Origin of the sequence: Bradyrhizobium neotropicale (genome assembly GCF_001641695.1) — a bacterium.
Lineage (GTDB): Bacteria > Pseudomonadota > Alphaproteobacteria > Rhizobiales > Xanthobacteraceae > Bradyrhizobium > Bradyrhizobium neotropicale.
Genome location: NZ_LSEF01000034.1, coordinates 81,096 through 102,984 on the forward strand (window position 1 = coordinate 81,096; position 21,889 = coordinate 102,984).

Annotated in this window: 24 protein-coding genes; 10 read left to right on the plus strand and 14 right to left on the minus strand. The window is 64.6% G+C overall.

What is annotated here, in order from left to right; genetic code table 11:
- Positions 1 to 7: 7 nt before the first annotated feature.
- The gene (locus AXW67_RS09710; protein ID WP_063677709.1) at positions 8 to 190 is read right to left on the minus strand and encodes a hypothetical protein; all 183 of its coding nucleotides are present in this window, start codon (positions 188 to 190) and stop codon (positions 8 to 10) included.
- A 213-nt stretch (positions 191 to 403) separates the two neighbouring features.
- Complete coding sequence (locus tag AXW67_RS09715) at positions 404 to 664, minus strand: hypothetical protein (RefSeq protein WP_027551420.1); 261 nt, start codon at positions 662 to 664, stop codon at positions 404 to 406.
- A gap of 308 nt (positions 665 to 972) precedes the next feature.
- Between AXW67_RS09715 and ndk the strand changes: the two genes are divergently transcribed.
- Entirely contained in the window at positions 973 to 1,395 is a 423-nt protein-coding gene (gene ndk, locus AXW67_RS09720) for a nucleoside-diphosphate kinase (RefSeq protein WP_027551419.1), read from the plus strand.
- 44 nt (positions 1,396 to 1,439) lie between these two features.
- Positions 1,440 to 2,300, plus strand: a complete 861-nt coding sequence (locus tag AXW67_RS09725; RefSeq protein WP_063677710.1) for a TerC family protein — start codon at positions 1,440 to 1,442, stop codon at positions 2,298 to 2,300.
- A gap of 111 nt (positions 2,301 to 2,411) precedes the next feature.
- On the opposite strand, the gene ppx is transcribed toward AXW67_RS09725, so the two are convergent.
- From ppx to AXW67_RS09745, 4 genes are all read right to left on the minus strand, one after another.
- Positions 2,412 to 3,914 carry an exopolyphosphatase gene (gene ppx, locus AXW67_RS09730; protein ID WP_063677780.1) on the minus strand — a complete coding sequence of 501 codons (1,503 nt, stop codon included), beginning with the start codon at positions 3,912 to 3,914 and terminating at the stop codon, positions 2,412 to 2,414.
- A gap of 15 nt (positions 3,915 to 3,929) precedes the next feature.
- On the minus strand, positions 3,930 to 6,119 hold the full coding sequence (locus tag AXW67_RS09735) for an RNA degradosome polyphosphate kinase (RefSeq protein ID WP_063677781.1): 2,190 nt from the start codon (positions 6,117 to 6,119) through the stop codon (positions 3,930 to 3,932).
- A gap of 141 nt (positions 6,120 to 6,260) precedes the next feature.
- Positions 6,261 to 6,938, minus strand: a complete 678-nt coding sequence (locus AXW67_RS09740; protein WP_063677711.1) for a P-loop NTPase family protein — start codon at positions 6,936 to 6,938, stop codon at positions 6,261 to 6,263.
- 100 nt (positions 6,939 to 7,038) lie between these two features.
- Positions 7,039 to 7,581 carry a CDP-alcohol phosphatidyltransferase family protein gene (locus AXW67_RS09745; protein ID WP_063677712.1) on the minus strand — a complete coding sequence of 181 codons (543 nt, stop codon included), beginning with the start codon at positions 7,579 to 7,581 and terminating at the stop codon, positions 7,039 to 7,041.
- A gap of 153 nt (positions 7,582 to 7,734) precedes the next feature.
- Between AXW67_RS09745 and purM the strand changes: the two genes are divergently transcribed.
- Both purM and purN read left to right on the plus strand, forming a co-directional pair.
- Positions 7,735 to 8,808: a phosphoribosylformylglycinamidine cyclo-ligase gene (purM, locus tag AXW67_RS09750; RefSeq protein WP_063677713.1), complete on the plus strand. Its 1,074-nt coding sequence runs from the start codon at positions 7,735 to 7,737 to the stop codon at positions 8,806 to 8,808.
- 4 nt (positions 8,809 to 8,812) lie between these two features.
- Entirely contained in the window at positions 8,813 to 9,490 is a 678-nt protein-coding gene (purN, locus tag AXW67_RS09755; protein WP_063677714.1) for a phosphoribosylglycinamide formyltransferase, read from the plus strand.
- Here purN and AXW67_RS09760 read toward each other — a convergent pair.
- Positions 9,476 to 10,093, minus strand: coding sequence for a GNAT family N-acetyltransferase (locus tag AXW67_RS09760; protein WP_063677715.1), 618 nt, complete (start codon positions 10,091 to 10,093; stop codon positions 9,476 to 9,478). The genes purN and AXW67_RS09760 overlap by 15 nt on opposite strands.
- A gap of 77 nt (positions 10,094 to 10,170) precedes the next feature.
- Positions 10,171 to 10,377 (minus strand): cold-shock protein, encoded by a 207-nt coding sequence (locus AXW67_RS09765; protein WP_008551638.1) that lies wholly within the window; start codon positions 10,375 to 10,377, stop codon positions 10,171 to 10,173.
- A gap of 391 nt (positions 10,378 to 10,768) precedes the next feature.
- On the opposite strand from AXW67_RS09765, the gene AXW67_RS09770 reads away from it, so the two are divergent.
- Complete coding sequence (locus AXW67_RS09770) at positions 10,769 to 11,899, plus strand: autotransporter outer membrane beta-barrel domain-containing protein (RefSeq protein WP_063677716.1); 1,131 nt, start codon at positions 10,769 to 10,771, stop codon at positions 11,897 to 11,899.
- 9 nt (positions 11,900 to 11,908) lie between these two features.
- Here AXW67_RS09770 and AXW67_RS09775 read toward each other — a convergent pair whose 3' ends face one another.
- Positions 11,909 to 12,949 (minus strand): LysR family transcriptional regulator, encoded by a 1,041-nt coding sequence (locus tag AXW67_RS09775; protein ID WP_063677717.1) that lies wholly within the window; start codon positions 12,947 to 12,949, stop codon positions 11,909 to 11,911.
- 71 nt (positions 12,950 to 13,020) lie between these two features.
- On the opposite strand from AXW67_RS09775, the gene AXW67_RS09780 reads away from it, so the two are divergent.
- The 5 genes from AXW67_RS09780 to AXW67_RS09795 all read left to right on the plus strand — a co-directional run bounded on the left by AXW67_RS09780 (position 13,021) and on the right by AXW67_RS09795 (position 16,573).
- Positions 13,021 to 13,638 (plus strand): hypothetical protein, encoded by a 618-nt coding sequence (locus tag AXW67_RS09780; RefSeq protein WP_063677718.1) that lies wholly within the window; start codon positions 13,021 to 13,023, stop codon positions 13,636 to 13,638.
- Positions 13,625 to 14,245, plus strand: coding sequence for a GNAT family N-acetyltransferase (locus AXW67_RS09785; RefSeq protein WP_063677719.1), 621 nt, complete (start codon positions 13,625 to 13,627; stop codon positions 14,243 to 14,245). Before AXW67_RS09780 ends, AXW67_RS09785 begins: the two co-directional genes overlap by 14 nt.
- A 25-nt stretch (positions 14,246 to 14,270) precedes the next feature.
- Positions 14,271 to 14,852 (plus strand): isochorismatase family protein, encoded by a 582-nt coding sequence (locus tag AXW67_RS09790; RefSeq protein WP_027551406.1) that lies wholly within the window; start codon positions 14,271 to 14,273, stop codon positions 14,850 to 14,852.
- Between the two features lie 56 nt (positions 14,853 to 14,908).
- Positions 14,909 to 15,052: a hypothetical protein gene (locus AXW67_RS43120; protein ID WP_198024690.1), complete on the plus strand. Its 144-nt coding sequence runs from the start codon at positions 14,909 to 14,911 to the stop codon at positions 15,050 to 15,052.
- Between the two features lie 138 nt (positions 15,053 to 15,190).
- The gene (locus AXW67_RS09795; protein ID WP_063677720.1) at positions 15,191 to 16,573 is read left to right on the plus strand and encodes an aspartate aminotransferase family protein; all 1,383 of its coding nucleotides are present in this window, start codon (positions 15,191 to 15,193) and stop codon (positions 16,571 to 16,573) included.
- Between the two features lie 168 nt (positions 16,574 to 16,741).
- Here the strand turns inward: AXW67_RS09795 and rnd are convergent, their stop codons facing one another.
- The 5 genes from rnd to AXW67_RS43870 all read right to left on the minus strand — a co-directional run.
- Entirely contained in the window at positions 16,742 to 17,890 is a 1,149-nt protein-coding gene (gene rnd, locus AXW67_RS09800; RefSeq protein ID WP_063677721.1) for a ribonuclease D, read from the minus strand.
- 418 nt (positions 17,891 to 18,308) lie between these two features.
- On the minus strand, positions 18,309 to 19,640 hold the full coding sequence (locus AXW67_RS09805) for an ABC transporter substrate-binding protein (RefSeq protein ID WP_027551403.1): 1,332 nt from the start codon (positions 19,638 to 19,640) through the stop codon (positions 18,309 to 18,311).
- Positions 19,641 to 19,651: 11 nt separating this feature from the next.
- Positions 19,652 to 20,521 carry a carbohydrate ABC transporter permease gene (locus AXW67_RS09810; RefSeq protein ID WP_063677722.1) on the minus strand — a complete coding sequence of 290 codons (870 nt, stop codon included), beginning with the start codon at positions 20,519 to 20,521 and terminating at the stop codon, positions 19,652 to 19,654.
- Positions 20,518 to 21,468, minus strand: coding sequence for a carbohydrate ABC transporter permease (locus AXW67_RS09815; protein ID WP_063677782.1), 951 nt, complete (start codon positions 21,466 to 21,468; stop codon positions 20,518 to 20,520). Before AXW67_RS09815 ends, AXW67_RS09810 begins: the two co-directional genes overlap by 4 nt.
- Before the next feature lies 1 nt (position 21,469).
- Positions 21,470 to 21,889 (minus strand): metallophosphoesterase family protein (locus AXW67_RS43870; protein WP_488226172.1); only part of this gene is annotated, 420 nt, incomplete at its 5' end.

The following is a 21,889-nucleotide window of genomic DNA, read 5'->3' on the forward strand; positions in this document are numbered from 1 at the left end:
GCGCCCGTCAGTTGTGCGGGCCGCCCTCGCGGTCGCGCTTCTTCAGCTCGTTCAGGAGATGCTCGAGATGCGACGTCAGCCGGGGTTCCGGGCGAAGGCTCTGCTGCAGCCGCTCGCCCACGGCATCGCAAATCGAGCGGCTGGTGCGCCGATCGATCTGTTCGCTGTCATTGGCAAAGTGGCCCGTCATGGCAGAGTTCCGTGTCCAGAGGTCATTTCACGGTACCAAGTCATTGGCCCCCAAAATGGTTTCGGCATCTGCGGGGAGTGCTGAGGATTCTAGTAAAAATTGTATTAATGGTCGCAAGATCCACCCAAATGCGAAGCCCCGGCGGGGGGACGCGCCGGGGCTTCTCTTGGAGGGTACCTGGGGGATGGTACCCTTGGGAAGGTGCTGTCGGGCTCAGTAGCAGCGGTTGATCAGCCGCCAGCGGGGTCCCCAGGGGGTCGGGACCAGCCGGCGCACATAGCAGCCGCCATAGCCGTAGGAGACGGGGCCGCCGGCATAGAAGCGCGGTGCACCCCAGCCGTAGCCGTAGCCGTGGTGCCAGCCGCCGCCATGCCAGCCCCAGCCGCCATGCCAGTGCGCGGAGGCGGAGGTCGGTGCCAGCGCGGCACCCAGCGCGACCGCGGCGACTGCGGCAAGCGAAAGTTTCCTCAACATCGTGATCTCCTCAAAACTGCCGGCGCGGGCCTGCGCGTCGATGGAAAGGCCGCCGAAACGGTCCGCCTCGGGTGGAGGCTTTGGTTTCGATGGATGGACCTTACGTCAGCGACGCTGAACCGAACCCTGACGGAGCCTGCAGATTGGGTTCATCTGGGTGAAATTGTTGTAATCCATGCTGAAAATATCGGCTTGTCTCCTGCGGCGAAGCGCGCATGGGACCGTTTTGGCGGTCGCTTGCCGTTCGGCGATGGCGCCGATATAAGCCCGGCAACTCCACACCACCCCTTTTCCTCAAGGACAAGATCATGGCGACCGAACGCACTTTCTCGATCATCAAGCCCGACGCGACCGAGCGTAACCTGACCGGCGCGGTCAACGCCGTGATCGAGAAGGCGGGCCTGCGCGTCGTCGCCCAGAAGCGCATCCGCATGACCAAGGGCCAGGCCGAGACCTTCTATGCCGTCCACAAGGCGCGTCCGTTCTTCGGCGAGCTCGTCGACTTCATGACCTCGGGCCCGGTCGTGGTTCAGGTGCTGGAAGGCGAAGGCGCGATCGCCAAATATCGCGAGGTGATGGGTGCGACCGATCCGTCGAAGGCGGCTGACGGCACCATCCGCAAGCTCTACGCCAAGTCGATCGGCGAGAACTCCGTGCACGGTTCCGACGCGCCGGAGACCGCGGTGATCGAGATCGCGCAGTTCTTCTCGGGCAACGAGATCGTCGGCTGATCCGTCAGCCGGCGCCTTAATTCGACGGGGCGAAAGGACGCATTGTGAACTGGCTCTGGCAGATCTTCGATCCCGCGACGATCGGGGCATTCTTCACCCAGTTCCGCAATGAGATGGCCGAGCCGACCTTCTGGATTGCGGTCGGCAAGATCATCTGGATCAACATCCTGCTCTCCGGCGACAACGCGCTGGTGATTGCGCTTGCCTGCCGCGGCCTCAAGCCGCGGCACCGGCTGTGGGGCATGGTGCTCGGCGCCGGCGCGGCGGTGCTGCTGCGAATCATCTTCACCGGCATCGTCGCGAGCCTGATGGGGCTGCCGTATCTCAAGCTGGTCGGCGGTCTCGCGCTGATCGTGATCGCGGCGAAGCTCCTCGTGCCGGAGGAAGAGGACGAGGAGGGCGTCGAGTCCGCCTCGCATCTCTGGCAGGCCGTGCAGATCGTCGTCGTTGCCGACATCGTGATGAGCCTCGACAACGTCATCGCGGTCGCCGCCGCCGCCAATGGCAGCGTGCCGCTGTTGATCCTCGGCCTTGCCATCAGCGTGCCGCTGATCGTCGCCGGCGCCGCGCTGATCATGGCGCTGCTGGCCAAACTGCCGGTCCTGGTCTGGGCGGGTGCGGCGCTGCTCGGCTGGATCGCCGGCGAGGTGATCGCGACCGATCCCGGCATCGAGCCGAAGCTGCATACGCTGTTCGACGGCCCGCTCGGCGCCTCGCTGGATTCGATGCTCGCAGCCCTGCGCATCCCGCCGCAATTCGCCCATGGTGGCGGAGGCGGCGAGTATCTCTGCGCCGCGCTCGGCGTCGTCGTTGTGCTGGTCGTCGGCTATATCTGGCGCCGGCGCAGCATGAGCGCGGCTGCGCTCGAATCCTCAGAGCGCCACGCCAAGGCGTCGGCGGAGTAAGCTTTATCGCCTAAAGCGCGATGAGATTGGGATAAATCGTCATCGCGCTTTAGGCTGTTGTTTGAGCATGATCTTTTCGGAAAACCGCTGCGCACTTTTCCGGATCATGCTCTAGCGGCGGACGATCGAGCCGGAGCGGCCGATCAGGCGGGCAAGCTGCCGGAAGCGGCCGCCGACGCGATCGGCGACGAGATCGCCGAGCCGGTGCTCGAACACCAGCATCAGCTTGCGACCCTCGCTGCGGAAATGCGTGGCCGGCAGCACGCCGGGCCGCGCCGCCGAGATCAGGTGCGCGACGCGGAACGCCGCACCCAGCAAGCGGGCACGTTCGAGCTGGGCCGGCGTCAGCAGTTCCTGCATCGTCATCGGCGGCTGGTTTTCCTCGCTGAGGCCCGCGTAGCGGTAGAACACCGAGAGGCCGACGAAGGCGCGCTCCTGGTGATTGATCGCGCCAAAATTGCCGTTGACGACGAGGCTCAGCGTCTGCTCGCCGCGATGGTCGGGATGCACGCGCCAGCCGATATCGGAGAGCAGGCATGCGGTGTGGCGCAGGCGGCGATCCTCCTCGGTCTCGCGCAACTTCACCACGCGCGCGAGGCGGTCGCTCCAGGTGATTAGCTCGCGGGCGTGGCGGGCCGAGCGCGACAAGAGCTGGTTCAACTCTTCGGCCGCGCAGATCAGGCCGTCCTTGCTGCGCTCGCTCTCGGAGAGCTTCTCGTGCAACAGGCCTTCGCGCACGCCAAAGGTCGAGAACACGATGGTCTTCGGCTGGGCGACGCGGATGATGTGCTCGAGCACGAGCGCCGCATAGGTGAGGAGGGGCCGCCGGGCATCGGCGACGACCTCGATGTCGGCGAGCATGTCGGCGGCCGCAAGGCGCCGCAGCCGGCGCGCAAAGTCGAGGGCTTCGGCGGCAGCAATGGAATAGCCGTGCATCACCTGGAGCGGATAGCCGCTCTGGATGATGTGGATGCGTGCGAGTGCGCGCCAGGTGCCGCCGACCGCGTAGAAGGTGCGACCGCGGCCCGCGATGAGCTGCGGCAGCTCGTCGATCTCCTCGCGCACGATGCGATCGGCGCGCTTGAGCGATTTGTGCGCGAGGTCCTGCAGCGCGAGGCCGCCGAGCGGCAGCGTCACGCCGCTGCGCACGCTGTTGCGGCGCACGTCGATCAACTCGAGCGAGCCGCCGCCGAGGTCGCCGACGATGCCGTCGGGATGATGAATCCCCGAGATCACGCCGAGCGCCGACAGCCGCGCCTCGCGCTGTCCGGACAGGATCTCGATTTTCACGGCGCAGATGCGCTCGGCTTTCGCGATGAAGTCGGGGCCGTTGGAGGCGTCGCGGCAGGCGGCGGTGGCGATCGCAAAGACGCGACCGACCTGCATCACGCGGCACAGCGCGCGAAAGCGCTTGAGCGAGGTCAGCGCCTTGTCGACGGCATCGGGCGCAAGCAGGCCCGTGCTCTGCACCTCGCGTCCGAGGCCGCACAGCGTCTTCTCGTTGAAGATCGGAATGAGGCTGCGCGTCAGCGCCTCGTAGACGACGAGACGGACCGAGTTGGAACCGATGTCGATGACGGCGACGCTCGCGCTGCGCTTGCGCGCCCGTGTCACCACGACAAACTCCGATCAGGATTGATGACGTTCGTTCCGGCGCGTGAGACGGCGCGGCGAGGATTCCTTGAGCGACTTTCCACGGCCAGACAGACTCGGATTTGTCATGAAGTAGTTGTGCACGTTGAAAGGCTCCTCGCCCTTCGCGGCCTTCATACGCGTTGAGGACCCGTCCGGCAACAATTGCCAGCTCTGCTCATTGTCCTTCAAGTTCGCGACCATGATCTGTTCGAGAACCTGCTGATGCACAGTCGGATTTTGCAACGGACACAGCACCTCGACGCGGCGATCGAGGTTGCGCGGCATCATGTCGGCCGAGGAGATATACACAGCCGCCTTGGCGCTCGGCAGCCCCTGGCCCATGCCGAAGCAGTAGATTCGGCCGTGTTCCAGGAAGCGTCCGATGACGGATTTGACGCGGATGTTCTCCGACAGGCCGGGGATGCCGGGCCTGAGGCAGCAGATGCCGCGCACCACGAGCTCGACCTGGACGCCGGCCTGCGAGGCCTCGTAGAGCGCGTCGATGATGTCGGGGTCGACCAGCGCGTTCATCTTCATCCAGACCGCGCCGGGCCGGCCGTGCCGCGCATGCGCGGTCTCGGCCTGGATGTGCTCGATGATGCGTCCGCGCAGCGTCAGCGGCGACACCGCCATCTTTTCCAGATCGCTCGGCGCCGCATAGCCGGTGATGAAGTTGAACACGCGCGCGGCGTCGCGGCCGATGGTCGGATCCGAGGTGAAGTAGGAGAGGTCGGTGTAGATGCGCGCAGTGACCGGATGGTAGTTGCCGGTGCCGGTATGGACATAGGTGGTGAGGATGCCGCCCTCGCGGCGCACCACCATCGAAAGCTTGGCGTGGGTCTTGAGTTCGAGGAAGCCGTAAACGACCTGCACGCCGGCGCGCTCGAGGTCGCGCGCCCAGCGGATATTGGCCTCCTCGTCGAAGCGCGCCTTCAGCTCGATCAGCGCGGTGACGGACTTGCCGGCCTCGGCGGCTTCCGCGAGCGCGCGCACGATCGGCGAGTTGTTGGAGGTGCGATAGAGCGTCTGCTTGATCGCGACGACGTCGGGGTCGCGCGCCGCCTGCTGCAGGAACTGGACCACCACGTCGAAGGATTCGTAGGGGTGGTGGACGATCAGGTCCTTCTGCCGGATCGCGGCAAAGATGTCGCCGCCATGCTCGCGCACACGCTCGGGATGGCGCGGCACGTAGGGGGTGAATTCGAGGTCGGGCCGGTCGAGGCGGGTGAGCTGCGAGAGCTCGTTCATGGCGAGCACGCCGTCCACGAGGAAGACCTCGTCGTCGGCGGCGGACAGCGCATGCTGCACGAAGCTGCGCAGCTCCTCCGGTGTCTTGGCATCGATCTCGAGCCGGATCACCGATCCGCGGCGGCGGCGCTTCAGTGCGGTCTCGAACACGCGGACGAGGTCTTCGGCCTCTTCCTCGATTTCCATTTCGGAGTCGCGGATGATGCGGAAGGCGCCCTGGCCGTGAAGATTGTAGCCGGGGAACAGGCGGTTGATGAACAGGGCGGTGGCCTGTTCGAGCGAGATCAGCCGGACCTTGCCGTCACCGGGCATGCGGATGAAGCGGTCGATCTTGCCGGGCATGCGGATCAGCGCGTTCATCTGCTTGCCGTCGGCAGCGCGCGTTAGTTGTAGCGCGATAGTGAAGCCGAGGCTCGGAATGAACGGGAAGGGGTGCGCAGGGTCGATCGCCAGCGGCGTCAGCAGCGGGAACACGTTGTTGAGGAAGTAGTCCTCGAGCCAGATCCGCTCGGATTTGGTGACGTCCTTGCCGTCGACCAGCACGATGCCGACGTCGGCGAGGGTGCCGCGCAGGTCGCGCCAGATCGACTGCTGGTCGCTGGCAAGCTGAGAGACGGTGCGGTTGATCAGCGCGAGCTGCTCGGACGGCGTCAGGCCGTCGGGGCTGCGCTCGGGAATGCCCTCGCGCACCTGGGCCTTGATGCCGGCGACGCGGACCATAAAGAATTCGTCGAGGTTATTTGCCGAAATCGACAGGAATCGCACCCGCTCCAGCACCGGATGGTGGGCATTGACCGATTCTTCGAGGACGCGGCGATTGAAATGCAGCCAGGAGAGCTCGCGGTTGATGAATCGCTCGGGGCTCGTGGCGATCGCCGGCAGTCCTTCGGCTTCCGGAGCTTTCTCTTTTACTTCAATAGCTTGCACGGATTCCATCAGAAGTCGGTCCATCTTGTCTCGCCTTACTTTGCGACTTACGCGCAAAACCGGCGGGAGCATGTGTTAATGCGGTGACGTTTCGATGACATTGATGTTCCGCCGCCCGGCCGCGTCAAGCGGCGTCGGAAGGCGGCCCGGTCAGGCATCGCGCAGCAGGTCGGCGGCGAGCGCCCGGGTCACGGGCCGGCCGAGCCGCAGCGCCTCGCTGTCCAGCAGCTCTACCGCGCGCCGGGCGGCGGCCGAGGACCGCTCCAGGCGGGTGGCTAGGTAGCTGACCACGCTCTCGTCGACCGTGAGCTGGCGGTCGGCGCAGAACTTTACGATCAGGCCGCGGAACAGCTGGTCGTCCGGCGGCAGCAGCGAGATCGCCGGCACGGCGCGCAGGCGCGAGCGCAGGTCGCGTAGCTCAATGTCGAGCGCGGCCGGAAGTTCGCGTCCGGTGAAGAGGACATAAGCGCCGTCCTCGCGGGCGAGATTCATCAGGTGGAAGAGGGCGCGCTCGTCGAAGTCCCCAACCCTGAGATCTTCAACCACCAGCGCACCCGTCGCCAGTGCCCCCGGCACGGTAGACGCGGTCAGCGCATTGGCCGTGGTCGAGCGGGCACCCGCCTCCTCGGCCCAGATCGCGGCGAGGTGGCTCTTGCCCGATCCTTCCGGGCCGGCCAGCCACATGATCCGGTTCGGCCATTCCGGCCAGCCATCGATCAAGGCGAGACCGGCCGCGTTGGCAGGCCCTTCAAGGAAATTGTCCCGGCTGAGGCTCTCCGCATGCGGAAGCGAAAATGCCAACTGTCGGGGATGAACGCGGCCTGCCACGCTTGCTTTGCTCCATGCCGGACGTGCCGGCCTCACTTGAAGGGATCTGACGGATCGAGCGCTGCTCGTTCAACTCGATTTGGCCCATTTGCTGGGCCGCTCATTTTGCCTCGATGGTGCTCATGTGCCGCAGCCACTCGACGAGATAGAGCGACACCGAGGACAGCGTGAAGACCGTTACGAAGCCCATCAGGATAATATCATAGGGCGCCGGCTTGAAGCCGAAGGCGAGGGCGGCCAGCACCAGGGCCGCATAGGCCACCTGGGCCGCGGTGTTGAGCTTGGACACCATCGACGGCTTCATCTCGACCGGCTTGTCGAACAGCCAGGACACGATCACGGCGGCCACGATCATGATGTCGCGCGACACCACCAGGATCACGATCCAGCGCGGGATGTCGCCCCAGATGCCGAGTGCCAGGTAGATCGAGACCAGCAGCGCCTTGTCCGCGAGGGGGTCGAGCAGGGCGCCGAGCTCGCTCCTCATGTTGAAGCGCTTGGCCAGGAAACCGTCGACGGCGTCACTGATGCCGGCGATCAGGAACACCGCGAACGCCACCTCCATTTGGCTCGACACGATGGCCCAGACGATGATCGGGACCAGCATGATACGGCCAAGGGTGATGATGTTCGGGATACTCACGCGGCGCTTCCTGGCACCTTGTCTGACCTCAAATCCGGCCCTTTGAAGGCTGAACCGGTTGATATCTACATAGTATAGCCCCAGGCGCCATGCGAGCCATTGCGTGTCCCCGGAATTCGACGTAACCAGCCGCAAACCCACTGGAAATCGGGCATGACCGACCGCAAAAACGGCCTCACTTACGCCGATTCAGGCGTCGACATCGATGCGGGCAACCGCTTGGTCGACCTGATCAAGCCGATGGTGCGCGCCACCGCTCGCCCCGGCGCCGACGCCGAAATCGGCGGTTTCGGCGGCCTGTTCGACCTCAAGGCGGCCGGCTTCAAGGATCCCGTCCTGGTCGCCGCGACGGACGGCGTCGGCACCAAGGTCAAGATCGCGATCGAGACCGGCCTGCATGGCGGGATCGGCATCGACCTCGTCGCCATGAGCGTCAACGATCTCGTGGTGCAGGGCGCCGAGCCGTTGTTCTTCCTCGACTATTTTGCCTGCGGCAAGCTCGACCCGGAGGCCACCGCCGCGATCGTCGCAGGTGTGGCCGAGGGCTGCCGCGAGTCCGGCTGTGCCTTGATCGGCGGCGAGACGGCCGAGATGCCGGGCCTGTACAAGGACGGGGATTACGATCTCGGCGGCTTTGCCGTCGGCGCCGCCGAGCGCGGCACGCTCCTGCCGCGCAAGGACATTGCCGCGGGCGATGCCGTGATTGGCCTTGCGTCCTCCGGCGTCCATTCCAACGGTTTCTCGCTGGTGCGAAAGGTCGTCGAGCAGTCCGGCCTCGGCTTCGAGGCGAAGGCGCCGTTCTCGCCGGTCATGACCCTCGGTGGCGCGCTGCTGACGCCGACGCGGCTCTACGTCAAATCCTGCCTGCGCGCGATCCGCGAGACCGGCGCAGTGAAGGGGCTCGCCCACATCACCGGCGGCGGCTTCACCGACAACATTCCACGCGTGCTGCCAAAACATCTCGGCGTCGGCATTGATCTGACGCGCCTGCCGGTGCTGCCGGTGTTCAAATGGCTGGCCGCGCAGGCCGGCATCGCCGAGCTGGAAATGCTGCGCACCTTCAATTGCGGCATCGGCATGATCGCGATCGTCGAGCCAGACGCGGTGGATAAGGTGACGCAAGTGTTCACCGATGCTGGCGAGACGGTGGCCCAGCTCGGCACCGTGATCCCGGCCGAGGGCGAGCATCGCGTCGTCTATAGCGGCCACCTCGATCTCGCGCTGTAAACCGATGAAACGCCGCGTCGCCATCCTGATTTCCGGCCGGGGCTCGAACATGGCCGCGCTGATCAAGGCCGCGGCCGCGCCTGATTTCCCGGCTGAGATTTCGCTCGTCATCTCGAACAAGGCCGATGCACCGGGGCTGGAGCGGGCGAAGGCGAGCGGGGTGCCGACGCTGGTGATCGAGAGCAAGCCGTTCGGCAAGGACCGCGCCGGTTTTGAGGCGGCACTGCAGGCCGCGCTCGATCAGCACGGCATCGAGCTGATTTGCCTGGGCGGCTTCATGCGCCTGTTCACGGCCGAATTCACGCAAAGCTGGTACGGACGGATGCTCAACATCCATCCGTCGCTCTTGCCGTCCTTTCCCGGCCTCGATCCGCACGGCCAGGCGCTGCGCGCCGGGGTGAAACTGTCTGGCGCGACAGTGCACTTCGTGATCCCCGCCACCGACGCCGGCCCGATTGTGATGCAGGGCGCGGTTCCCGTCAGCGACCACGACACAGGGGATACGCTCTCGGAACGCATCCTCGAAGTCGAGCATCGCATCTATCCCGAGGCGCTGCGGCTGCTCGCCACCGGCAAGGTCCGGATCGACGGCGAGGTCTGCAAGACCGAGGCAAGCGGCGCTTCCGAGAATTTCCTGATTTCGCCCGTAGTGGCCCGGGCCTCGGACCTAACCGACCGTTAGACGGCCCAACCAGGCGGTGCGAGCCGCGCCGCCATTGGCTTGCAACGGCTGAAAGCTCTGCCGTGCCCAGAATTCCAGTGCGCGCGCGTTGGCGCGATTGACGCCGACATGGACGGCGCGCGCGCATCTCTCGTGCGCGAGCTCAAGCCACGCCTGCAAGAGTCTCGTGCCGAGGCCCTGCTGTTGCAGCCGCGGCAGCAGATTCAGATGTATGTGGGCCGGGTAGTCCTGCGCGATGTTCGTCGGTGTCCGCTCGGGATGATGGATCATGGCGCAACGCCTTTGATCCGCGGTCCAGTCGCCGGGTGCCCCGGTGGGATCGGGATAGCGCCTGCGGAGGTCGGACCACCATTCCCGATCGAGCCGCGCTTCCCAGTCTTCGGTGTCGATCGCGCCGACTGCAAATCCGGCCACTCCGGCTTCGTCTTCGACCACGAGCGCAAGATCGGGCGCGAGGCGTGCATAGGGGGCCGAGTAGATGTGACCCAACAGTCGGTCGTCCTGGTAGAGATGACCTGCGTCGGCTCCCGCGGACCCCGTCGCAAGCGAGATCGCATAGAGCGCGTCGAGGTCAGCGTCCCGGACCGGTCGAATCCTCATCATGCATGCGGCCCAAACAAAATCCCCCGGCAGAGCCGGGGGCAACGTCGTGATCTCTACGCGAGAACAATGCGAAGGGATCAGGAGACCTTGAGATTCTCGGCGGACGATTTGCCGCGGTTCTCCACGAGGTCGTATTCAACCACCTGGTTTTCATTGAGGGTGGAGAGTCCGGCACGCTCGACGGCGGAGATATGGACGAACACGTCCTTGTCGCCGCCGTTCGGCTTGATGAACCCATAGCCCTTGGTCGGGTTGAACCATTTGACGGTGCCCTTTTGCGGCATCGCTAGTCTCCTCCACTAGATATAAAAAAGACGCGGCCACGCTTTTGCGCGTGCCACGCCACAAACGGGCTTCCGGAAGTCTGTTCGAGTCTTGAGTCTCAACGTCACGATACGCACAGCCGAGCGGCCAAATCCGATTGTGCCTGATATTGCAACATGAAAACCGGCCGTTAGCAAGCAGCGCGCGATTTTCAAGAGCGACGCGAATATGTCCGGCGGCAATGTATGACCTGTGGCAGCGGAACCACAATCGGAGGCAATCCCCCTTAATCTTCCTTGGGCGAGCCCTGCGACCGATTGACCACCCGTGGCAGTTCGGCACAAATCGCGGCACGTAACGCCGCGCGTGTTGCATTTTTGCGCGCCGCCTTTTGCTTCGGGATTTGTTGTCATGTGCTGCGCGTCGCAGCTCTCCGGGACACGGATGATCAGGTTGGATCGGGTCCGCAGGATCGCGACTGCGATCGCCGCGGCTCTCGCGTTCGTCATGGTGATGTTGGCCGCCACGCCGGGCTTTGCGCAGAGCCCGACGCCCCTGCCTCCGGTGCCCACACCGCTGCCGTCACCGACCCCAATTCCGGTGCCGACCGCCACCTCGCTCGATCTCGGATCGAGCTTCCTGGAGCGGCTCGGCAATCAGGCGTCGGGCGGCATCAACCGCGCACTGCGCACCAATCCCGGTGGCGGCGGTGCGTCGGAGAGCACGGAGGATCCGCGCTACCGCACATGGTTCGAAGGCTATGGCATCTCGGTACGGACCGATGCGCAGGGCGATTTCGTCGGCGACAAGCGCAAGACGTTCGGCGGCGTCGCCGGCTTTGGGGCGCGGCTCGCGCCGGGCGTGAACATCGGCTTCTCCGTCGATCAGAGCCATACTGATGTCGACGTCCCGCTGGCGCTGCAATCGGCCACGCTCGACCTGACCCAGTTCGGCGTCAACGGTTCCGTCGACAAGGGGCCGTGGACCTGGGCCTTTGCAGTGGTGCACGGCTCCGGCAAGGTCCACTCCAGCAGGGACACAGGCTTTGGTCTCGCAACCGCGGGCTACCGCGCCACGGTCGACGGCGCGCTGACTGAGATCAGCTACTACTGGACCAAGGACCAGATGCGGATCGTGCCCAAGGGCGCGCTCGAATATGTCCGCGCCACCAGCGCGTCGTTCCAGGAGACCGGCGGACTCGATCCGTTCAATGTCGGCTCGACCACGATCTCGCGTGCGCGCGCCTTGATCGGGGCCGAGATCGGACGCTACTTCATCTTCGACCGGAAGATCCTCGACCTGTCCGCCTACGGCAAGTTCGTCGACAATTTCTATCAGAACCTGGGCTCGGTTCAGGTCAGCCTGGGGACCACGAGCGTCATCGTGCCCGGCATCGGCGAGAGCCGCTACGGCATGGATGCGGGTGCGGCCGCCTCGCTCAGCCTCACCAACACCGCGCGACTCTACATCAACTACGATGCCAAGTTCCGCAACGACCTCCAGTCGCACCAGGGCACGGTCGGCTTCGAGTACAAATGGTGAGGCGCGAGCTCACCTCGGCGTCGCCGCGACATAACCGCTGAGACCAAATCCTTCGCGTGCTGCCGCCATCATCGGAACCAGTGCGTTCGGATGGATGAACTCGTCGCGGAAGCAGGGGTAGGCCCTGGGGTCAAAAATCTTCTTCAGCCAGTCGACCACGATCTTATGCCGCTCCGACGTGCGGAACTCCTTGTGATAGGTGAGCCAGAGATCGGCGTGGTGACTGACGCCGAGATCGACGGCGATGAGCGGTGCACCGAGCGCGATCGAGACCGTCGGCAGGAAGCCGATGCCGGCGCCGCGCTCCACCGCATAGAGCACGCCGACCGAGGAGTTGGTTTTGATGCCGACGATGCCCTCCAGCGATTTCAGTCCGAGCACGCGGGCATAGGCGCCGTCGTCGACCTGCGGCGCGCTCTGCTTGATGATGCGGTGGTTGTTCAATTCGGCGAGCGTCGCCGGTACGCCGTAGAGACTCTCATAGTCCTTCGAAACGAAGGGATAGATGTGCAGCCGGCCGAGCTTGGTGACGATCAGGTCGGGATTGGTCGGCGGCTCGAGCTGGATTGCGATGTCGGATTCCAGGCGCGCGACGTCGGTCTGTTCCATCGCGCAGCGCAGATCGACGGTGATCTTGCGATAGGTCTTCTGGAAATCGATCAGCCGCGGCAGGATCCAGAAATTCCCGGGACCTTCAGTCACCGCGACGCGCACGGTGCCGACCGTGTCGTTCGACGAACGCGAGGCGCGGCGGAATACGTTGAAGGCGTGACGTTCCATATGAGCGACGTCGGCAATCATCGCGGTGCCTTCGTCGCTGAGCGTGAGCCCGCTCTGGTCGCGCAGGAACAGCTTGCAGCCGATGCTCTCTTCGAGCCGATCGATCCTGCGCATCAGCGTCGTCGATGTCATGCCGAGCTCCTCGGCCGCGTTGCGAAAACTTTTAAATTTCGCGCACGCTAAAAACAGCTTCAAATCGTCCCAGGACGCATCCAGGGCTTCTTCACGGTGCTGCATCATCGCAGCACCCCGGTGCAATAGTTGCTGCATACTCCTGATCCCCAACCGCTAAGCTCGTTGTCATAGCGGGGCGCGAAAACAGCGAACGATAGAGGGGTGACATGGGTATGGAAAGGGGCTCGTTTGCCGCAAGGCATCATTTCGACTCGTTGCCACTGAGCCCGGACATCGATGTCCGTTGCGCGCAATTTTCGGAAATTGCTGCGCTTTCCGACATGGCACGCCGGCTGGTGCCGGGCGTGCGGATCGGAACGGCGGAGCTTGCAAACTACTTCACCTTCGATCCCCAGAGCCTGCTCACCTTCAGCCGGAAGGGGCGCCTCGTTGGCGGCATGGCTTTCCTGTTTCTCAATGACCGCGGGCACGACGCGCTGCTGCTCGACGAAATCTGCCTGACCGCGCCTGACACGCGCCATCTCGCCGCCGCTAATGAAGAGGTGTCTGCCATCTACATCTGGGCGATCGCGGCCACGGGCCGTGGCATCGCCGGTCTCGGCAAGGCCGCGGCACATCTGCGCCAGGCGCGGTTTCGCAGTGCGGACTGCTATGCGCAGCCGTCGACGCTGGCAGGACGCGACATCATGAAGGCGACGGGTTTTGAGCCCGTCCCGAGCTTTCAACCCGACCTCTGGTGTTACGAGCGGCCCTGGAACAGGCAGCCGCTGCGCATGCCGGGCGCGATCATCCAAGCAAGGAGTTTTGCAGATGCACGGCACTAGGATTCCTCTCGCCAAACCGGACTCCCGCGCCATCACCGTCAGGCTTGCGCGCGATCCCAGCGATCTCATGCTCGTCACCGCCATCCGTTCCGCGGTCTATCTCGCCGAGCAGGATTGTCCTTTCGAGGAGGAGTTCGACGGCAACGATCTGGTGGCGGCGCATTTCATCGGCTTCGTCGGTAACGAGCCTGCGGGCTGCCTGCGAGTGCGCTTCTTTGGCGAATTCGCCAAGGTGGAGCGGCTCGCGGTGCGTCACCAATATCGGCGCTCGCGCGTTTCGTTCAAGCTGGTGCAGGCGAGCGTCGACTATGTGAAGCGCAAGGGGTTTCGCAAGATCTACGGCCAGGCGCAGGACCGGCTGGTCGATTTCTGGGCCCATTTCGGCGCCAAGCCGCTCGGTCACAATCGCAAGATCACGTTCTCCGATTTCTCCTACACCGAGATGGTGCTCGAGATCGAGCCGGGTCCGGACGCCATCACGCTGGACAGCGATCCCTATGTGATCATTCGCCCCGAGGGCGACTGGGACCGGCCTGGCGTGCTCGATGCTTCCGCCGGGCGGGCGGTGACCTCGCCACTGCGTGACCTCGCGCTCGCTGACCGTTGAAATTGGTGCAGCTACAAGCAAGAAAATGCTGGATCCAACCCACGACGATCCGCCGATCCTGGTCTGCGCGGATCTTCAGGTCGAATATCTGACCCAGGGGCGTCGCCACGTCATCCTCGACGGCGATGCCGCGCTGCCGCGCTGTCTCGACCTTTTGACGTTGTGGCGCGACAATCTCTGGCCGGTGATGCACTTAAAGCGCATCGCACAGGCGGCATGGTTCAATCCGGCATCCAAGCTGACTGATTGGATCGCGGAAGCAAAGCCGCGGCCGGGAGAGATGACGTTCGAGCACCCGCTGCCCTCGGCCTACAGTTCCGCGCGGTTTGTCGACTACATGTCCAATATCCGCGCGGTCCGCTGCGTGCTACTCGGCTTTTCCCTGGATGAGACCGTCCTGGCCACAGTCGTCGACGGGTTTCATCGCAGCCATCGCTACCAGGTGGTCAGTGACGCCGTGGCCTGCCGGCAGCCGGGCGCCGACGATGCCGCCGCATACAAGCAAGCAGTGGTGAATGTCATCGGAAATTTTGCTATAATCCGCACCAGCGCCGAACTGATCAGGACCAGCGGCGCCATCGCGATGCAAGCGGGCGCGACCGGATAGGTGGACGGCGACCAGGGTGGACTAGGGCGGTGTCTCGGGGGGACGAGCTGAAGGACTTGGCGGGCGAGCTGTCACGCGCGGCCGAGAAGGCGCGCCGGCTCGGCCTGCCCACGACCGTCTATCTTCTCTCAATGGCGCTCGTCGAAGCGAGGGAGGCCGCTGAGGCCGCCGATGACGATGATGACGACGGGGCGGCCTGAACGCGGCGCGGCGACGCTTTCTGCATCGCTGCCGGGCATTTGCTGCTGGCGAAATGGCGTTGCAAGTTCTCTAGTGTCGCAATAGCCAAGTGATGACGCTGGCTTTGCCGGCGACGTGAAGCCTAGAGGATCTCCGCAATGTCGATGCTGCCGAATTCGCAAGAGGCCCGGGATGTGGCCTACCAGCTCCATCCCTACACCAACGCGCGCACACATCAGCAGGCAGGACCGTTGGTGATCGAGCGCGGCGAGGGGCCTTATGTCTTCGATGCAACGGGCAAGCGCTATTTCGAGGCGATGGCCGGGCTATGGAGCGTCGGGCTAGGTTTCAATGAGAAGCGGCTGGTCGAGGCCGCCTACCGGCAGATGCAGGCGCTGCCGTTCTATCATACGTTCTCCGCGAAATCGCACGGACCCTCGATCGATCTCGCCGAGCAGCTGGTCGCGCTCGCGCCGGTGCCGATGAGCAAGGTGTTCTTCACCAATTCCGGCTCGGAAGCCAACGACACCGTGCTCAAACTGATCGCGTATCGCTCGAATGCGCTGGGACAGCCGCGGCGCAAGAAGGTGATCAGCCGTCTGCGCGCCTATCACGGCGTCACGATCGCCTCCGCAAGTCTCACGGGGCTGCCGAACAATCACCGCTCGTTCGATCTGCCGCTGCCGAACATCCTGCACACGGGCTCGCCGCATTTCTACAAGGACGGCGCGGCGGGAGAGAGTGAGGAGGCCTTTGCGACGCGGCGGGCCGAGGAGCTCGAAGCCCTCATCGTCAAGGAGGGGCCCGAGACGATCGCCGCCTTCTTCGGCGAGCCCGTCATGGGCGCGGGCGGCGTCATCGTGCCGCCGGCAACCTACTGGGACAAGATTCAGAAGGTCCTCAACAAATACGACATCCTGCTGGTCGCCGACGAAGTCATCTGCGGCTTCGGTCGCACCGGCAAGATGTTCGGCTGCGAGACCTATGGCATCAAGCCCGATGCGATCGTGGTCTCCAAGCAGATCACCTCGAGCTACTTCCCGCTGTCGGCGATCATCCTGAACGACCGCATGTTCGAGCCGGTCGCGGATGAGAGCAACAAGATCGGCGTGCTCGGCCATGGCTTCACTGCCGGCGGTCATCCCGTTGGTGCCGCCGTGGCGCTGGAAAACCTGAAGATCATCGACGAGCGCGGCCTGGTCGCCCATGCCGCCGAGACGGGTGCCTATATGCAAGGCAAGTTGCGCGAGCTCGCCGGCCATCCGCTGGTCGGCGAGGTCCGCGGCGTTGGCATGATCGCGGCGCTCGAGCTCGTGCTCGACAAGCAGCGCAAGACCGCAGCGGCAACGCCCGGTGCCGTCGGCGGCATCGCCAGCCGCATGCTGCAGGAGCGCGGCGTGATCTCGCGCAACATGCTCGACGCCATCGCCATCTGCCCGCCGCTGATCGTCAACAAGAGCCAGATCGACGAGCTCGTCACCGCGATCGCCGGCGTGCTGGACGACATGAAGGGCGAGGCGGCGAAGCTGACGCCGGCGTAGGGACGCATCAGAAATAGCCGACCCTCACCCTGAGGAGCGCGCTCTTTGCGCGCGTCTCGAAGGGCGAGGCTGAGAGCCGGGCCTTCATCCTTCGAGACGCGCGTTCCGCGCTCCTCAGGATGAGGGATTGGCGCTGTCGGCGTTGCGATTCTCGCCGATTGTCGGTCGCTACGCCCGCTTCACCCCGATCACGCGGCCCTTTTCGATCGCGAGTGCCAGCTCGCCGCGCTTGAGCTTTAGTGCGGCGTCGCCGAACAGTTCGCGGCGCCAGCCGCGCAAGGCGGGCACGTCGGCCTCGTCATCGGCCGCGATCTCTTCGAGATCGTCGACGGTCGCGATCACCTTGCTGGCGACCGCATGACGCTCCGCGGTCATGCGCAGCAAGACCTTCAACAGCTCGACGATCGCTGCACCATTGGAATTGTTGCGCGGCTTTTCCAGCTTCGGCAGCGTCGCGAAATCGCGCGCCAGTCCGCGCTCGACCGCGGCGACGATGTCCGCGCCCCATTTGGACTTCTCAAAGCCCTTCGGCACCGAGCGCAGATGAGCGAGCTTCTCCAGCGAGGTCGGCGCATGGGTTGCGATGTCGCTGATCGCCTCGTCGCGCAGCACGCGGCCGCGCGGCACGTCGCGGCTCTGCGCCTCCTGCTCGCGCCAGGCCGCCACTTCCATCAGCACCGCGAGGTCCTTCGGCTTGCGCACCCGCGTCTTCAGCCGCTCCCAGGCCCGTTCGGGGTGGAAGTCATAGGTGCGCGGCGAGGTCAGGATCTCCATCTCGATCGAGACCCATTCGCTGCGGCGGCGCTTCTTGAGGTCGGCGTCGAGCGCGGCGAACACGTCGCGCAGATGCGTGACGTCGGAGACCGCGTAATGCATCTGCTCCTTGGTCAGCGGCCGGCGCGACCAGTCGGTGAAGCGATGGGTCTTGTCCGGCCGGTGGCCAGTGACCTTCTCCACGAGCTGATCGTAGGCGATGCTGTCGCCATAGCCGAGCACCATGGCCGCGATCTGGGTGTCGAACACCGGATGCGGGATGATGTTGGCCTGGTGCCAGACGATCTCGATGTCCTGCCGGGCGGCGTGGAACACCTTCAGCACGGCCTCGTTGGCCATCAGCTCGAAGAACGGCTTGAGGTCGATGCCCTCGGCCAGGGCGTCGATGACGATGGCTTCCTCGGCGCTTGCCATCTGCACCACGCACAAGAGCGGGTAGTAGGTGGTCTCGCGCAGGAACTCGGTATCGACGGTAATGACGGGGTGCTTGGCCAGCCGGCTGCAGGCAGCCGCGAGGTCAGCGGTGGTGGTAATCAGATCCATGAACGGCCCATGACACGTACATCAGCCGTTCTGCCGAAAGTGCTGTGATGTCAAGGGGCTCGTAGCGAATTCGGGCCTTGAATTTGGGTCGGAATCGCTTGAACCGGTCCAAATCCTACTCGTAGCGGATCCGCTGCGAGGGTTTGCGGGCGCAGGGCAGCGCCACCACGACCACGCACATCGCGACCAGCGCCAGTCCCAGGAACTCGAAAACCAACAGATCCACGGCAAAATCCCCCGCAAGACCGTTAGAATTGTCGGGGGCGCGTTGACGGTCTGTTAATTCTCGTGGTTACCGCCGGCGGGACGGGTCGAATGGTGGACGAGAGGTTAACGGGGGCTCGGATCGCGTGTCCCAAAACGCATTCGGCGCCCCGCATGGCGGAGCGCCGAAGGTCGTTGGGCTATCCAGCCGCCCTCAGGGCAGCTTCAGCGAGGTCTCGGCGTTGTACGGCTTGAGCAGCTCGTCGGCGGCCTTCTGGGCGGCGGCGAGGGCTTCCTTGGGCTGCTTCTTGCCGTTCAGGACCAGCATCACCTCGTCCTCCAGCGTCTTGCGGACGGGCACCGTCTTGTAGGTCGCGAACCAGGGCTTTGCGACGTCGAGCTGCTCGACGGCAGTTTTTGCGTCCGGGTTCTTGTTGAGGAAGTCGACCATGTCGGGCGTCTTGTAGGCGGCCATGTTGGGCGCGAAGTAGCCGGTGGCGCGGCTCCACCAGCCGCTCTTCTCCGGCGAGGTCATCCACTTGATCAGCGTCCAGGCGGCCTTCTGCTTGTCGGCCTCTAGGCCCGCCGGAATGATCAGCGAAGCGCCGCCGATCGGCACGGCGTTGCGGACGTTGCGCGGGATGAAGGCGACCTTGTAGTTGAACTTGGCGTTGTCGCGGACATAGGTCAGCGAACCCGTCGACAGCATCATCATCGCGGCGTTGCCGGAGATGAAGGAGGTGCTCACGGCCGGACCTGGCGTGGCGCCCGGCGCATGCACCTTGTGCTTGGCGACGAGGTCGTTCCACCAGGTGAGCGCGCCGAGCATCGAGGGCGTGTCGTAATAGACCTCGCCGCCGAACTCCTCGTTGTAGTAGCGCCCGCCATTGGACATGGTGAGCGTTTCCATCATCCAGCCGCAATAATCATAGGCGCAGGGGATGGCGATGCCCCAGCGCGTGACCTTGTCGCCTTCGCGCTTGGTGAGCTTCTTGGCCCAGTCGGTGAGCTCCGCCCAGGTCTGCGGCGGCTTGTCCGGGTCGAGGCCGGCTTCCTTGGCCTGATCGGCGTTGATGTAGAGCAGCGGCGTCGAATTGTGGAAGGGCACGCCGTAGACCGAGCGGTTGATCACCGCGTTGCCTTGCAGCGCCGGGAAGAACTGGCCGAGGAACTGCTCCTTGGTGGTGCCGTCGGCGGCGATCAGGGAATCGAGATTGGTGAGCTCGTTCTCGATCTGCATGTCGAGCAGGAAGTTCGCCGACATGATCACGGCGGCGGGTGGCTTGCCGGCCTTGATCGCGGCGCGAGTCTTGATCAGCGTGTCGTCATAGGAGCCGGTGTAGACGGCGGTCGCCTTGATCGCGGGATGGCTCTCGTTGAACTCCTTGATCAGCGTGCCCATGTCGCGGGCAAGCTTGCCGTCGACGGGCACGGGGAAGAACAGGTCGATCTCGGTCGGGCCTTCGGCCATCGCCGGGAAGGCGAGGGCGCCAGCCAAAGTGCCTGCGATGGCGAGGCCAAGCATGAGCCTGCGGGAGAACAGCATCGAAAAATCTCCTATTTGATGCCTGAGGTGACGAAAGAGCTGATGAAGCGCTTCTGGAAAATGAGGAACGTGATGAGCAGCGGCGCGATCACCATGAGCGTGCCCGCGGCGATCGTGCCCCAGGCCTGGGTGCCCTCGGCCGTGGCGGTGAAGACGGACAGACCGACCGTGAGCGGCCGCTTGTCCGGCGAATTGATCACCATCAACGGCCACAGGAAGTCGTTCCAGTGGCTGGTCACGGAGATGATGGCGAAGGCGGAGAAGCTCGGCAGCGACAGCGGCACGTAGATGTGGCGGATGCGCTGGAGCAGGCCCGCGCCGTCGATCAGTGCGGCATCCTCCAGCTCGGTCGGGATCGCTTCGAAGGCCTGGCGCATCAGGAAGGTGCCGAAGGCGGAGGCGAAGAACGGCATCATCACGCCGGTCAGCGTGTCGTAGAGGCCGAGCTGCGCCACGAGCCTCAGGTTCGGCACGATCAACAGCACCGGCACCAGCATGAGCTGCATCAGGAACAGATAGAAGATCAGCGTCTTGCCGGCGAAGGCGAGGCGCGCGAACGCAAAACCCGCCAGCGTGATCGTGACGAACTGCACGAGCAGGATGCCGGTGCAGATGAAGGTGGTGTTGAGGAAATAGCGCGGGAAATCGCCGATCTCCCAGGCATCCCTGATGTTGTCGAGCGTCGGCTTCACGCTCGGGATCAGCTCGGCCATGAGGTTGATGCCGTCGGAGGCGGGGCGCAGCGTTGCCACGCCCATCCAAAGGAACGGGATCAGCCAGACGATCGCGAGCAGCACCGTCAGCGCGAAACCGAGCTTTGGCGTGATCTCGCCCCGGGTGGCGAGCGGGGCTTCCTTGAACAGTGCGTCGAACAGTTTCATGGGCCGCCCTCCCGGTTCGCAAGCGTCCGGAAGGAGAGCGCGGTCAGGGCCATCAGCGCCGCGAGCGTCAGCAGCGTCGCCGCGGAAGCCTTGCCGATGTCGTAATGCTCCACGGCCTGCTCGTAGATGTAGAACAGCACGAGGTTGGTGGCGTTCGACGGGCCGCCCTTGGTCATGACGAAGACGTGGTCGACCTGTGTCACCGCGTTGAGCGTTGCGATGACCGTGACGAACAGGAAGGTGGGCTTGAGCTCCGGCAGGATGATGTAGCGCAGACGCATGAACGGTCCGGCGCCGTCGAGATGTGCCGCCTCCATGACGTCCTCGGGCACCGCCTGGAGCCCGGCGAGGAAGAACAGCATGTAATAGCCGGCGTTCTTCCAGATGGTGATGACCATGATCGCGTAGAGCGCGATATCGGGGTCGCCGAGCCAGTTCGGCAGCACCGGAAGCAGGCGGCCGATGTAGTAGTCGAGCAGGCCGACATTGGGCAGGAAGATAAACAGGAACAGCGCTGACGCCGCCACCATCGGGATCAGCACCGGCAGGAACAGCGCGGCGCGCAATGCGCTGGTCACCGCGTTGGTACGCGACAGCGCAAGCGCGAACAACAGCGCGAGGCCGATGCTCGGGATCGCGGTGCCGACGGCGTAGATGAGGTTGTTGACGACCGCGCCGGTGAAGGAGGGATCGGCAAGCACCGCGCTGATGTTGTCGAGGCCGACGAAGCGGACCGGCGCCTTCGGCGTTGTGCGCTGGTAGAGCGCATCGACGAACACGCGGCCCATCGCGCCATAGGTGAACAGCGCGAGAAAGATCAGTGAGGGCAGCAGCAGGAGATAGGCCGGCAGCGAGGCCTTGAGGCCCGCGGCAAATCTCCTGAGAGCATGTAGTCGCGGCGGCGCCGAGGTCGCGACCGGGAGAGCCGCGGGTCCAGCGAGGCTCATCTCATCGCGCCGCGAAGTTGAGCGCATAGTCGCGGTCGTCCATTCCCGCCGGTGCGGCGAAGGGGAAGCGCAGACTGGTGTCGAGGAAGTCGTGGCTGTGCACGACCAGGTTTTCCTGATCGATCAGCACCACGCCATAGGCCGGTGGCTCGTGGCTCGCGAGATGGTCGGTGGCGGCGGGATCGAGCTCGAACCAGACCTGATGGTTGGTGCCGCGCAGGGTGGAGAAGGGGATCTTGCCATAGCTGCCGAAAATCGGCCGGTGCACATGGCCGAAGAAGAGGTGACGGATGCGCGAACGATAGGGCGCGATCACCTCGGCGAATTCCGCACTCTGCTTCAGCGCGATCTCGTCCATTGCGTGCACGCCGACCGGGAAGGGCGGGTGATGCATGAACACCACGAACGGCGTGTCGGCGGG

Excerpts from the sequence above, each read along its gene's own strand:
- AXW67_RS09710 (WP_063677709.1), bottom strand. The coding sequence starts at position 190 with ATGACGGGCCACTTTGCCAATGACAGCGAACAGATCGATCGGCGCACC.
- AXW67_RS09715 (WP_027551420.1), bottom strand. The coding sequence starts at position 664 with ATGTTGAGGAAACTTTCGCTTGCCGCAGTCGCCGCGGTCGCGCTGGGT.
- ndk (WP_027551419.1), top strand. The coding sequence starts at position 973 with ATGGCGACCGAACGCACTTTCTCGATCATCAAGCCCGACGCGACCGAG.
- AXW67_RS09735 (WP_063677781.1), bottom strand. The coding sequence starts at position 6,119 with ATGGAATCCGTGCAAGCTATTGAAGTAAAAGAGAAAGCTCCGGAAGCC.
- purM (WP_063677713.1), top strand. The coding sequence starts at position 7,735 with ATGACCGACCGCAAAAACGGCCTCACTTACGCCGATTCAGGCGTCGAC.
- purN (WP_063677714.1), top strand. The coding sequence starts at position 8,813 with ATGAAACGCCGCGTCGCCATCCTGATTTCCGGCCGGGGCTCGAACATG.
- AXW67_RS09760 (WP_063677715.1), bottom strand. The coding sequence starts at position 10,093 with ATGATGAGGATTCGACCGGTCCGGGACGCTGACCTCGACGCGCTCTAT.
- AXW67_RS09765 (WP_008551638.1), bottom strand. The coding sequence starts at position 10,377 with ATGCCGCAAAAGGGCACCGTCAAATGGTTCAACCCGACCAAGGGCTAT.
- AXW67_RS09770 (WP_063677716.1), top strand. The coding sequence starts at position 10,769 with ATGTGCTGCGCGTCGCAGCTCTCCGGGACACGGATGATCAGGTTGGAT.
- AXW67_RS09775 (WP_063677717.1), bottom strand. The coding sequence starts at position 12,949 with ATGCAGCAACTATTGCACCGGGGTGCTGCGATGATGCAGCACCGTGAA.
- AXW67_RS09780 (WP_063677718.1), top strand. The coding sequence starts at position 13,021 with ATGGGTATGGAAAGGGGCTCGTTTGCCGCAAGGCATCATTTCGACTCG.
- AXW67_RS09785 (WP_063677719.1), top strand. The coding sequence starts at position 13,625 with ATGCACGGCACTAGGATTCCTCTCGCCAAACCGGACTCCCGCGCCATC.
- AXW67_RS09790 (WP_027551406.1), top strand. The coding sequence starts at position 14,271 with ATGCTGGATCCAACCCACGACGATCCGCCGATCCTGGTCTGCGCGGAT.
- AXW67_RS09795 (WP_063677720.1), top strand. The coding sequence starts at position 15,191 with ATGTCGATGCTGCCGAATTCGCAAGAGGCCCGGGATGTGGCCTACCAG.
- rnd (WP_063677721.1), bottom strand. The coding sequence starts at position 17,890 with ATGGATCTGATTACCACCACCGCTGACCTCGCGGCTGCCTGCAGCCGG.
- AXW67_RS09805 (WP_027551403.1), bottom strand. The coding sequence starts at position 19,640 with ATGCTGTTCTCCCGCAGGCTCATGCTTGGCCTCGCCATCGCAGGCACT.
- AXW67_RS09810 (WP_063677722.1), bottom strand. The coding sequence starts at position 20,521 with ATGAAACTGTTCGACGCACTGTTCAAGGAAGCCCCGCTCGCCACCCGG.
- AXW67_RS09815 (WP_063677782.1), bottom strand. The coding sequence starts at position 21,468 with ATGAGCCTCGCTGGACCCGCGGCTCTCCCGGTCGCGACCTCGGCGCCG.